Origin of the sequence: Burkholderia sp. F1 (genome assembly GCF_050813845.1) — a bacterium.
Classification (GTDB): Bacteria; Pseudomonadota; Gammaproteobacteria; order Burkholderiales; family Burkholderiaceae; genus Burkholderia; species Burkholderia ubonensis.
This window is the reverse complement of record NZ_CP172422.1, coordinates 2184649-2197649: the sequence shown is the minus strand read 5'-3', so window position 1 is coordinate 2197649 and position 13001 is coordinate 2184649. Positions and strand designations below refer to the sequence as shown.

Genomic DNA, 13001 nt, shown 5'->3' with positions numbered 1-13001 from the left:
CTGCAATTTGCCGACGGCGTCGTTCCAGGCGGCGCCTATTGCGCCGTGCCTGCGCTGTTCTGCTTCCCCGGTCAGGGCGAGTGTTGTCATTGGCGGATCAATCAACCTGACAGTTGTGCCGGGATCAAGCTTGCGAATAGAGTATCAAGTCGCATTCGATTGTTGCCTGATGGAAGGTGTGTGTTAATATTTGGTAATATTTCGAATAGACCATAAAGTTAAGGCCAAGTAATGAAGCGAGAGACTGCGACGGTGCCGATGTGGGGGCTGTCGGGCCTTGCTGGAGCTCAAAACGCTCTGTCGCGCCGCTTCCCGAAGAGGTGGCCCGGGGCGGATATTCAACGTCGCCAACAGCAACAACCGGGTACGACGTCCACGCTCAATTCACTAGCGAATGTATTTGCGCTGCCCCGATCCAGGGCGAAATACGTTCTCGCGCATTTTCCAGGTGTAGCGACAGTTTCCCGATCCGCCGGAATGTGCCGGTGGGGAGTTCACCTGCATGGCTGCGTGTGCTGCGACGGCCCGTCGTTGCGCAATATGCGGCTTGGTCCGGCACGGGCGTTTGCTGCCAGTATATTGATCGGCTGGGGCGTTGCCTCGCGACTTCCATTTCCTGCGAAATCACTGGCTTGAAAGCTCCGATAATCACCTCGAAATCCTTTTGGTATTGATCAATAAGTTATCCGCAATATTCGATGCGCAGATGCGGTCGTGCGTTTGTGCGCCGCGATGAATAAAAATCGATGCGATGATCGATGTCGCGATGTGCCGTGATTGTTTTCGCGCAAATTACATTGCGGGAGATTTTATAAATCAAGGCGGTTGGTGCGATTGGGAGGGGGCATGAGCGCAAAAGTTTCGAGAGCGTCAAAGTGGATAGGGGTTGGTTGGAAATGGCTAAAGGCGCTGCTGATGATCTGGGGGGCGTGCGCAATCGCATTTCATGTGGTTCAGTTCCTGGTTGGGCGCGCAGGCGACAAGGATTCAGGTTATTTCCCGCTGAAGGAGATTCCGTCGCGCGATGGGAAGTACGCGATCGACATCGGATTCTCGTCGGGAGGCGGGGGGATCTCTCCCTACTGTCATGATTATGTTCTGGTTAAAGAGCTGGGGGTAGCAGGAAGGGCCGGACAGCGGGATCTGGTGTATTCGGCGCCCTGTCTGGGTAATGGAGCATTGACCGCCGAATGGGAGGGGGAGCGGGTCATCGTCAAGGCGCATGGTGGAAGCGGCTACGCTGATCTGCGATACAAGAACAGGACGGATTTTGGTGTCTCGGTTTCTTTTGAAATACAATAATCTGAGAGGTGTTTGGTGGGTTCTGGAATTAACGACGCTGGAAAGTATGGGCCGGATCGCTTCAAGGTGAAAAGCAAGTCCGGAGTGGATGTCGATGCGAAGTATCTGACCGACGCAAACGGAAAATATATAATCGACAGCCTGACTGGAAAGCCCTTTGTCGTCCCGGCCGATTACGATCCGAAGGTATTAATTAAAAAAATCTCCGAGATCCGGGATGCCTCGTATTCCGGTCTGAATGTTGAAGCGCCCGAGATCGATGCGCGCGCCAGGCTCTATGCAACCCTGTATGAAACTTTCAGGCAGGGAGGCACCGGGGATCTGCAGAGATACTATAACGGCGCGAATCATGGCGCGGCTGGATTCGTCCCCGCGTTTACCAACGCCGCGTCGTTCAACTTCGGACTGGTTGGCAACGTTCTCGGCATCTCCGGCGCTGAAATCAAGGCCGGTGGCGGCTTGTACAACCTGTACAACAGCTTGAGACCCGGCGGAAAGAACATCGATACGTCCGGAGATTTCTGGAATAACCCCAACAACGTACATTCGATCGACAGTGGAATCTCCGCGGGGAACGGAGCGATATTCGGTCGGCCAGGCGCAACCGTTCCCGTGCCTCCCGCACCGAAGCAGAACCTCATCAACATCGAGATCAATACCAAGCCAAAGGCACGTTCCGGCTCGCAGGCGGAAGGCAAGGCCGCGCAGGACGTTCGCAACGGATTCGTGCAGAACAGCGCGACCAGCAACGTTTCGTTCTCCGACGACACGTTGAACGGGACCGACTTTACGTCCGCACAGATGGGCAGCCTCGCGTCGGGCGGCGTGCGTCCCGGAGAATTCCAGCTCGACCTGAACGCCAAGCCGGGCGCTTACCTGGGGCAGTTCTATGTCGATCCGATCTCGACGCTGAACCCGAATGCCGCCGGCCTGAACGCGGCGGTGCTCAACGGCCTGTCGGCGATGACCACCTTCAACACCTACATCGATCCGATCCTGCTTGACCTGACCGGCAACGGCGCGAAAACGACCGGCATCGAGGACGGCGTGCTGTTCGACGTCGACCATAGCGGCACGGTGAAGCGCACCGGGTGGGCCGATGCGTCGACGGGCATGCTGGTGGTCGACAACGGCAGCGGCCGGATCACGGATGCGAGCCAGATGCTCTCCGAGTATTTTGGCGGCAAGGCAGGCGCGAACGGCGGTCCCGGCCAGACCCGTTTCAAGGACAGCTTCGGCGCGCTCGAAAGCGTAGACGCCAACCACGATGGCGTCATCGACCGGAACGACCCGATCTGGGCCACGCTGCGCGTGTGGGTGGACGCGAACCATGACGGCAAATCCGGATCGGGCGAGCTGAAGACCCTCGACGAACTGGGCATCACGCAGATCCAGGTCAAGCCGACTTCCACGTCCGGTGAAACGCAGAACGGCAACGAGGTGCTCGGCCGCGGGACATTCACGATGAATGGCCAGACGCGCCAGCTGATGGCAGTCAATTTCCTGGCCGACCCGGTCGGCAATACGTTCACGCAAGTCGATGGCGGTACCAGGGTGTCGTCGTCGACCGGCGGGATTGCCCGCACCGCGTTCACGAGCGCCAGCACGACAGGCGAGACGCTCGACGCCGCCAAACTGGGCGTCGACAACGTTTATGCCGGCAAGGGCGATACGACGCTGATTGCAGCGCCGACCGGGAGTTGGCTGGTCGGCGGTGGCGGCAGCAATACCTACCAGGGTGGCGCGGGCGACGACGTATTCGTGATCAGCGCGCGCGACGACGCGAACAACATTCACGGCAATGGCGGCCGCGATACCGCCATTATCGTCGGCGATCAGGGCGTGACGCTGAATATGGCCAGGGCCGGCCTGACGATCGCCGAAGGCGGCCGCGGCGACGACGTGATCATCAGCGGCGGCAACAGCAGCGCGTTCATCAAGGGCGGCCAGGGCAATACCACGATCATCGGCGGTGGCGGGAACGACGTGCTGGTCGGCGGCTCGGGCCACAACACGATCATCGGCGGCAGCGGCAAGGCAGTGGTTTACGCCGGGCCGAACGGCGACACGATCTATGCGTCCGAACAAGGCAGCATCATCCACGCCGGCGGCGGGGCCGACCATATTTTCGGTGGCGCGAGCGATGACGTAATCGAGGCGGGTCATGGCGATGCGATCATCGATGGCGGCGGCGGGACCAACGTCGTCACGCTGCATGGCAATCACGGCGACTATACGATCACCCGCACGGAAACGGGCTACACGATCTCCGACCATCAGTCGGGGCGCGACGGGTCGCTCACGTTGAAGAACGTACAGAAGCTGAATTTTTCGGACATCTCGGCCGTCGACCTCACGTTGCCGAATCCGATGCCGGTGGCCGACGCGTTGCGTGTCGACCAGGCAGGACAGGCATTCGACCACACGCGAGCGCATCTGATTGCCGCATCGCAGTTGCTGGCGAACGACCAGCGACTGAACAGCCAGGGCGCATTGAAGATCGCGTCGGTCGGCGACGCGGTCGGTGGCACGGTCGCGCTGACCCAGGCGGGCGACGTGCTGTTCACCCCTGACTCCACCTACACCGGCGTGATGAGCTTCAAGTACGGCGTGACCGATGCGGCGGGCAATCCCGCGGCGACGGTGGTCGACCTGAACAGCGGTCAAACCGCACCCATGCGCGCGACCGTCACGCTGTCCACGCCTGATGTGCCGACCGATCCGCTTACGGCGCAAGAGTGGTATCTGAGCGATGCCAACGTCATTCCGGTATGGCAGGACTACACGGGCAAGGGCGTGCGCATCGGCCAGTTCGAGCCGGGTGGCGAGTTTGCCACCGGGCCCGAGATTCTCGACATCCATCATCCGGACCTGGCGCCCAACATCGATCCGGCGTGGCTCGCGACGCAGCAGGGCAAGGGGACGTTGCCGCAGGCGGTGTCGAACCATGCGACGATGGTCGCCGGCGTGATGGTTGCCGCGAAAAACGGGCAGGGCGGCGTGGGCGTCGCCTACGACGCGACGGTGGGCGGCCACTACCTGGCGAACAGCGGTGCGGACCTGACCGGCCTCGGCAATATGGTCAGCTACGACATCGCGAACAACAGCTGGGGATTCACGAACGATTTCGCGCTGAGCAACCTGCAGAATGGCCAGATCAACACGGAAAGCGCGTTGCTTGCGAATGCTCAGTATGCGGCGGACAGCGGCCGCGGCGGGCTCGGCACGGTGATCGTCGCCGCAGGCGGGAACGCGCGCGAGAAGGGTGGCAGCGCGCAGGGCTCGCTGACGGGCAATAACCGCTTCACGATCGAGGTCGGCGCGATCAACGCGCAGAGCGACCTGTCGACGCTGCAACTCGGTTCCGCGCCGTTCTCGAATCCGGGCGCGAGCCTGCTCGTGTCCGCGCCGGGCAGCAATGTCGTATCGACCAGCCACATCCTGGAAACCGATCGCGGCTCGACGTTCGGCAGTCAGTACAGCGACATGCAGGGCACGAGCTTTGCGACGCCGATCGTGTCGGGGATCGTCGCGCTGATGCTGCAGGCCAATCCGAACCTCGGTTATCGCGACGTCCAGGAAATCCTCGCGTTGTCCTCGAGGAAAGTGGAGGACAAGGCAACGCAATGGCGCGATAACGGCGCGCACAACTGGAATGGCGGCGGCATGCATGCAAGCCACGACTATGGCTTCGGCGAGGTCGACGCGCGAGCGGCGGTTCGCCTGGCCGAATCGTGGGCGAAGCAGAGCACGGGCGCGAACGAGCGTGTCTACACGGGCAAGAGCGGCATGCTCGGTCAGACCGTTGCAGCGGGCGCGACGTACCGCTCGACGCTCGCGATGCAGTCCGGTCTCGCGGTTCAGCACGCCGAGATCGATTTCGACGCCGATATCGGCCGGCTCGGCGACCTGGTCGTGAAGCTGATCTCGCCGGACGGCACCGAGAGCATCCTGCTCGACCGTGCAGGCAAGGCGCCTGGCGCAGGCGATGCCGACGCGGGCAGCACGCGGTCGGGCGCATTCAAATACACGTTCATGTCGACGCACGACTGGGGCGAGCGCTCGGGCGGCAACTGGACGCTCGAGGTCACTGACGCGGCGAACGGCCTGCCGGTGAAGCTGAATCAGTGGTCGCTGCGCCTGTACGGCAACCAGTCCACCGCCGACGACACGTATTTCTATACCGACGAGTACCGGAATCAGGTGGCGGCGAACCCGAGCCGCGCGATCCTCGACGACAGCGTCAACGGCGTGCGAGGCGGACGGAATACGCTCAATGCGGCCGCCGTGTCGGGCGATACGGCGGTCGATCTGACGACCGGGACGGCGAGCATCGGTGGCGCGGCGCTGACGATCCGCCAACCCGACGCGATCCAGAACATCGTGACGGGCGACGGCAATGACCGGCTCGTGGCCGGCAGCGGCGACGCGCTGCTCGACGGCGGGCGCGGCACGAACGTGCTGGTCGGCGGCGCGGGCAAGGATTTCTTCGTCGTGCATCGCCGCGCGAATGGTCTCGATACGATCGAGCATTTCGACGCCGCGCGCGGAGAGATGATCGATCTTGTCGGTTTCGCCGGCAAGAAGTTCGGCGATCTCGTCCTGACCCAGCAGGGCGCGGACGTGCAAGTCGATCTCGGCAACGGGCAACGGATTGTCGTCAAGGGGCAGCAGGTCGCCACGCTGAGCGCCGATCGCTTCCTGTTCCAGGACAGCTTTATTGCGCCTGCGAATTACTTCGACAGCGCGGCGCGCGGCGGGCAGTTGCCGAGCGCAGGCGGTACCGTTGTCCTGAGCGGCGGCGCGAAGGGCGTCAGCTATACGAGCGATGCGGACGGCAGGCTGGTCGCGTCGCTGGCCGGCACGATCTACAGCCATGATGCGGCTACCTCGGATACGTTCGTCATCGCGAAGCAGGATGGCGTGGCGAGCTATCAAAACGCGTTGCGCGGGTTCAAGCATGGCATCGACAAGATCGACCTGAGCCAGACCGGCATCACGAACTTCAACGATCTGGTCATCACCCAGCAGAACCGGGCGACGATCAACGGGCTCTCGCAGATTCACGGCGTGAGCGTCGGCGGCAAGTCGTTGAACGCTGCCGGCAAGGCAGTGGAGTTGGTGTATCTCGACGCCCTTGATCCGGCGCAAGTCACGGAGTCCGATTTCATTTTTGCCAAGGAGACGCCGCCTGCGGCCGGCGTGGTGACGACGCCGCCGACGGGTACATCTCCGACCATCCCCCCGGTCGTGGAGCCCCCCGTCACGGTTCCGCCCGTTAATCCGGTGACGCCACCGGTCATCACGATTCCGCCGATCACGCCAGTGACGCCGCCGGTCATCACGATTCCGCCGATCACGCCAGTGACGCCGCCGGTCATCACGATTCCGCCGATCACGCCGGTGACGCCGCCGGTCATCACGATTCCGCCGATCACGCCGGTGACGCCGCCGGTCATCACGATTCCGCCGATCACGCCGGTGACGCCGCCGGTCATCACGATTCCCGGGTCCGGAGCGGCATCGCTCAATGGCCACGCGCCGTCGTATCGCATGATCGATGCGGTACGCCCGTGGAGTAGCGATGCCTTGTCGTCGCTGTTTTCCGTGCCGCAAGGTGACACGTTGACTTATACCGCGACGCTTGCGGACGGGAGCCCGTTGCCGGCGTGGTTGACGTACGACGCCGCGCAAAACAAATTGACCGGCATGCCCGGCGCCGCTGCCGCTGGTGTCGTCGGCATCAGCGTGACGGCGACCAATCAGCATGGCGTCAGCGCAAAATCGATCCTGGAATTGCAGGTTCAGCCCAACGTCCTCGACGTCGCGACGTTCGCGAAAATCGACGTGCCGGATACGCAGGTTGCGATCCAGGAAGGCAATGCGTTCTCGGCCGTCACGGCGGCCGGCGGGAATCATGTCCTGTTGCAAAGCGGCTTCAGCACGTCTGCGACGCTCAAGGGCAATGGCACGAACAGCGTGACGGTCGCGGGACCCAGCGACACCTTGACCGTGGGCGACGGCAATAACACCCTCAGGCTGGTGGGCACGGGCGCTACGGTGGTCGGAGGCAATGGCGCCAACACCGTTACCAGTTCCGATAACGGCGCGAACATTTCGCTGGGGGACGGGAACAACACCGTGTCGGGCGCATTCGGAACGCTCACGCTGGGAAAGGGAAGCAATCAGGTGACGAGTACCGGCGCGATTGCCACGCTCAACCTGGGAGACGGGCATGACGTCGCGACCATCGGCGGGGCGATCTCGACCGTCAATGTCGGCCACGGGAACTACGATCTGGACTTCGCCGGCAGCATGGGGAAATTGCGTTTCAGCCCGGATGTTGCTGCTGATCACTTGTGGTTCCGGCATGTCGGCCAGGATCTCGATATTGCCGTGATTGGCAGCGCCGAGACGGTGACGCTCAAGGACTGGTATGCGAGCACGCCGCATCAGGCGAGCAACATCGTGTCCGGAGACGGCAAGACGCTCTCGAGCTTCAGCGTGGAAAAACTCGTCCAGGCCATGGCGGCATTCGCGCCTCCGGCCGCCGGGGCGACGAACCTGGCGCCGGAGCAGAAAAACGCGCTGCAGCCCGTGTTGGCCGCCAACTGGCATTGATCGAAGCCTCGGTGGCACGTACCGCCCGCGACCACGCTCGCGGGCGGTTTTTTTCATGATTTGACTGGGTGTTTCAGATGGACGTGTCTCAGCCTGAAGACAGGCAAACGGACGATCCCGGCTTGATCGCGCTGGTTCTCATCGCACAGGTTCACGGAATCGCGGCAAATGCCGACCAGCTTCGACATGCGGCAGCCGTTCGTTCCGGGCAGATGGAAGCGCGAGATCTGGAATTGTCGGCTCGCTCGATCGGACTCAAAACGCGTCGTGTTCGCGTTTCATTGGAGCGCCTGGCCCGGACCCCGATGCCGGCACTCATGCTGGACCGCGATGGCCGACATTTCATACTCGCCGGCTGTGATGGCGAAAAGGCGCTCGTTCTGGAGGCAGGGGCAAGCGGCACGACCATCGTGTCGCCCGCGGAAGTCATGGAGCGCACGGGCGGACAGCTTCTTCTGCTTACCTCGCGGGCGGCGCTCGCAGGTGAGCTCGCGCATTTCGACTTTTCGTGGTTCATTCCGGCGGTTGTCAAATACCGGCGGATCCTCGTCGAAGTGCTGCTCGTTTCTGCAATCCTTCAGGTGTTCGGACTCGTCTCGCCGCTGATGTTCCAGGTGGTGATGGACAAGGTTCTGGTCAATCGCGCATTCGACACCCTTAATGTCGTCTGCGTCGCGCTGCTCGTCAGCGGGATATTCGAGATCGTGCTGTCCGGAGTGCGAAACTATGTTTTTGCCCATACCGCGAGCCGCATCGATGTCGAACTGGGCGCCAAGCTGTTTCGGCATTTATTGGCGCTGCCTTTGGCGTACTTCGGTGTTCGTCGCGTCGGCGACACCGTTGCCCGGGTTCGAGAGCTCGAAAATATCCGCAGCTTCCTGACCGGCCAGGCCGTGACGGCCGTGATCGATCTGTTCTTCTCGATCATCTTTCTTGCGGTGATGTGCGTCTACAGCGTCTGGCTGACGCTGGTGGTCGTGATCTCGATTCCGGTCTATGTGGCGATCTCGATGGCGATCACGCCGGCCTTGCGCAAGCGCCTCGACGAAAAGTTCGCGCGCACGGCCGACAACCAGTCCTTCCTCGTGGAAACCGTGACCGGCGCCGAGACCGTCAAATCGATGGCGGTCGAGCCGCAGTTCACCCGTCGCTGGGACAATCAACTTGCCGGATATGTGGCGGCGGGCTTCCGCGTATCGGCGCTCGGCAACGTCGGGCAGCAGCTGATCCAGCTGGTCGGAAAGATGGTGTCGCTCGCGACGCTCTATCTTGGCGCGCGGTTCGTCATAGAAGGCAAGCTCTCGGTCGGCCAGCTCGTCGCATTCAACATGATGTCGCAGCATGTCGCTGCCCCGGTCCTGCGCCTCGCGCAACTCTGGCAGGATTTCCAGCAAGTCGGGATTTCGATGAGCCGGCTTGGCGACATTCTCAATACGCGCACCGAGCTGTCGTCGAGTCGGCAGACGCTGCCCGCCGTACGCGGCAACATCAGCTTCCAGAACATCCGCTTTCGTTACCGGCCGGATGGCCCGACGATTCTTGACGACGTGTCGCTCGACATTGCCGCCGGCGAGGTCGTCGGCATCGTCGGCCGCTCGGGATCCGGGAAGAGCACGCTCACGAAGCTGCTGCAGCGCCTGTATTTGCCCGAGCAGGGGCGCGTCCGTCTCGACGGCATTGATCTGACGCTCGCCGATCCCGCATGGCTGCGGCGACAGATCGGCGTCGTGCTGCAGGAGAATCTGCTGTTCAACCGGTCGATTCGTGAAAATATCGCTGTTACCGATCCCGCCACGTCGCTCGACGTGGTGATTCGCGCGGCGCAGCTTGCAGGCGCACACGACTTCATCTCCGAGCTGCCCGAGGGCTACGACACGATCGTGGGCGAGCACGGCTCGAATCTATCGGGCGGTCAGCGCCAGCGGATCGCGATCGCGCGAGCGCTGGTGACCAATCCGCGCATCCTGATTTTCGACGAGGCAACCAGCGCGCTCGACTTCGAGACGGAGCGCATCATCCAGAACAACATGAAGGCAATGTGCGCGGGACGGACCGTCATCATCATTGCTCATCGCCTGACCTCGGTCCGGCATGCGAATCACATCATTGCAATGGACAAGGGGCGCATCGTCGAAAAGGGAACGCACGATTCCCTGCTCGAACAGCGCGGCTATTACGCGCATCTCGTTTCACTTCAAAACGCCTGATCCCGACATGATGCAGAAATTACAAGCGCTCGGCGCGCTGCTGACGCGCTATGCGACGGTGTTGGGTGCGGCCTGGCGCGTGCGCGGCGAACTCGACGCGCAGCCACGGCTTGCGCATGAGCGGGCATTCCTGCCTGCCCATCTCGAACTGGTTGAAACCCCCGTTCATCCGCTGCCGATGTGGACGATGCGCATCATCGTCACGCTGGGCGCGCTGGTCGTCCTGATCGCGCTGATCGGCAAGCTGGATATCGTCGCCGTGGCCCCGGGAAAGCTGATTCCGAAGCAGCAGGTCAAAACGATCCAGCCTGCATTGACGGGCGTGGTGCGGCGCATTCTGGTCCGTGACGGGCAGCGAGTCCAGCCGGGCGAACTATTGATGGAGCTCGATACGACCCAGGCAGCCGCCGACGCGGACAAGGCCCGCCTGAGTCGCGTCGATGCCGCGCTGATGGCCGAGCGCAGCCGTGCGCTTTTGCTCGCCCAATCCCGGGGCAAGGCGCCGACGGTCGGCATGGTGGAGGGCGCGAGCGGCGACCAGCAGGCCGATGCGCAACATTTTTCCGAAGGCATCTATAGCGAATATCGCGATCGATTGAATAGCGGACAGGCGGAACTGATGAAGCGTGAAGCCGAACTCGGCACGACGCGGCAACAGATCGCGAAACTGTCCGCGACCGCGCCGCTCGCGCGACGGCAGGCGAACGACTATCAGGCGCTGGTGGCCGACAAGTACGTCGCACGTACCGATTACCTCGACAAGGAGCAAACCGCGCTGGGCCAGGAGCACGAACTGGCTGCGCAACGTAGCCACGCGCAGGAACTGGTCGCAGCCATCGCCCAGCAGCGTGCCGAGATTTCGGGCCTTGCGTCCCAGTTTCGGCGTCAGCAGCTCGACGCGCTGGACAAGGCAACCCAGCAACTGGCACAAAGTCGCAATGACGAGACGAAGGCGGATACGCGGCAAAAGTTGCTCAGCCTGACCGCACCCGTCGCCGGCACGGTCCAGCAATTGAAGATCCATACGCTCGGCGGGGTGGCGACGGCGGCATCTCCCGTGATGGAAATCGTTCCCGACGATACGCTCGAGGTCGAAGCGAATATCGAGAACAAGGACATTGGTTTCGTGAAGACCGGGCAGCAGGCTATCGTCAAGGTCGAGGCGTTCCCTTACACGCGTTACGGCTTCCTGCAAGGCACCGTGGAAACCGTTTCGAACGATGCGGTTCAGGATCGCAGGCGCGGCCTGACTTTTCCGGTGCGGATCCGGCTGACCTCGAATCGTATTCGAGCCAATGATACGTGGATCAGTCTGACGCCAGGGATGGCCGTCACGGCGGAGATCAAGACGGGCAGGCGCAGCGTCGCGCATTACTTCCTCGATCCGGTGATCCAGACCGGCCAGGAGAGCCTGCGTGAACGCTAAGCACCTCATCGGAACTACCGTAGCGGCACTGGCCGGCATATTGGCCGCAACGCCGGGCTGGGCATTCGATCCGCTGTTGACGGGGCGTGCCGTACCGGCGACGCCGGCCGTCAACCTGCTCGGAGCGGGCGAACAGGCCTGCGCGTTCGGCGACTTGCCGGCTCCGCTGCGGTTGCAGGATGCCGTCGAACGCGCGCTGTGCAACCATCCCAAAACACGCCAGGCCTGGGCGACCGTCAAGATCCAGGCGGCCGCGGTCGGGATCGGACGCGCGGCCTTCCTGCCGACGATCAACGGGAACTGGCAAGGCACGCGCGACGTGGCGAACAATCACGTCACGGGTTACCCGCAATACGATTCGAACTACCGGACCAACCTCCAGAACGCCAGCGTGTCGCTCAGCTGGGTTCTATACGATTTCGGTGGCCGATCCGCCGCGTTGCGCAATGCGACAGCGCTCCTGGCGGCCGCGCAGGCGAATCAGCTCGCGACGCTGCAGACGGTATTCGCGACCGTCGCCAAGGACTTCTATGCGGCTCAGGCCGCGCAGGGTGCGTTGGCCGCCGCCCGGGAGGTCGAGCGTCACGCGAAAGCCAGCGCAGACGCCGCGACGGCCCGCGTTGATCGGGGTGTCGCGGCAATCAGCGATCAGCTGCAGGCCCAAACCGCTCATGCGGAAGCCGTCGTCAACCGTACGAAAGCCGAAAGCGATTGGGCGAGCGCGGTGGGTACGCTCGCGTCTGACATGAACCAGGATCCGACGACGCGAATCGCGCTGCCGGACGTGGGCGACGGGGTCAAGCCGGATCGGGAGTTCGGCGATTCGGTTGCCGCACTGATCGATGACGCACGCCAGCATTACCCGGGGGTCGTGGCGGCCCAGGCGCAGGTCGCCGCGGCGCGAGCCAAGGCCGCGCAGACCCGTGCGGAGGGCATGCCGCGCCTGAACCTGGTTGCGCAATACAACTACAACAATCAGCCGACGAGCTTGCAGTTGGGGTTTCCGGTATTTCCCGCCATGCATCGCGAGTGGTATCTCGGATTCCAGGTGACGATTCCGATCTTCGAGGGATTCGCCCGAACCTATCAGGTGCGGCAGGCCGATGCGCAGACGGAATTGCAGATCGACACGCTCGACGAAGTCCGGCAGCAGGTCGGGCTGGACGTCTGGAACAGCTACCAGTCACTGCAGAGTGCGACGAAGAACCTGGACAACAGCGCGAATCTGCTTACCCTGGCCCAGGGTTCGTTTGAGGCGGCACAGCGCAGGTACCAGATCGGAGTAGGGAGCATTCTCGAACTGCTCAACGCGCAATCCGCGCTCGCGAATGCGAAGAAGCAACGCATTCAGGCACTCACGGATTGGCGATCGGCACGTTTGCAGCTTGCGTCGAAACTAGGGCGATTGGGGATGTGGAGCCTGGGGGCATCATGAGATACGCCGA

Annotated in this window: 6 protein-coding genes; 5 read left to right on the top strand and 1 reads right to left on the bottom strand. The window is 62.6% G+C overall.

What is annotated here, in order from left to right:
* The first annotated feature begins 846 nt into the window (after positions 1-846).
* A complete protein-coding gene (locus ACFIMZ_RS28375; RefSeq protein ID WP_431822788.1) occupies positions 847-1302 on the top strand; it encodes a hypothetical protein in 456 nt (151 codons plus the stop codon).
* A 189-nt stretch (positions 1303-1491) separates the two neighbouring features.
* Here ACFIMZ_RS28375 and ACFIMZ_RS28370 read toward each other — a convergent pair whose 3' ends face one another.
* Positions 1492-1848, bottom strand: coding sequence for a hypothetical protein (locus tag ACFIMZ_RS28370; RefSeq protein WP_431822787.1), 357 nt, complete (start codon positions 1846-1848; stop codon positions 1492-1494).
* Positions 1849-1914: 66 nt separating this feature from the next.
* On the opposite strand from ACFIMZ_RS28370, the gene ACFIMZ_RS28365 reads away from it, so the two are divergent.
* The 4 genes from ACFIMZ_RS28365 (at position 1915) to ACFIMZ_RS28350 (ending at position 12991) form a co-directional block, all read left to right on the top strand.
* Positions 1915-7923 (top strand): S8 family serine peptidase, encoded by a 6009-nt coding sequence (locus ACFIMZ_RS28365; protein WP_431822786.1) that lies wholly within the window; start codon positions 1915-1917, stop codon positions 7921-7923.
* Between the two features lie 77 nt (positions 7924-8000).
* A complete protein-coding gene (locus tag ACFIMZ_RS28360; RefSeq protein ID WP_431822785.1) occupies positions 8001-10130 on the top strand; it encodes a type I secretion system permease/ATPase in 2130 nt (709 codons plus the stop codon).
* A gap of 7 nt (positions 10131-10137) precedes the next feature.
* Entirely contained in the window at positions 10138-11556 is a 1419-nt protein-coding gene (locus ACFIMZ_RS28355; protein ID WP_431822784.1) for an HlyD family type I secretion periplasmic adaptor subunit, read from the top strand.
* Positions 11546-12991 (top strand): TolC family protein, encoded by a 1446-nt coding sequence (locus ACFIMZ_RS28350; RefSeq protein ID WP_431822783.1) that lies wholly within the window; start codon positions 11546-11548, stop codon positions 12989-12991. The genes ACFIMZ_RS28355 and ACFIMZ_RS28350 overlap by 11 nt, the downstream gene beginning before the upstream one ends.
* The last annotated feature ends 10 nt before the right edge of the window (positions 12992-13001 follow it).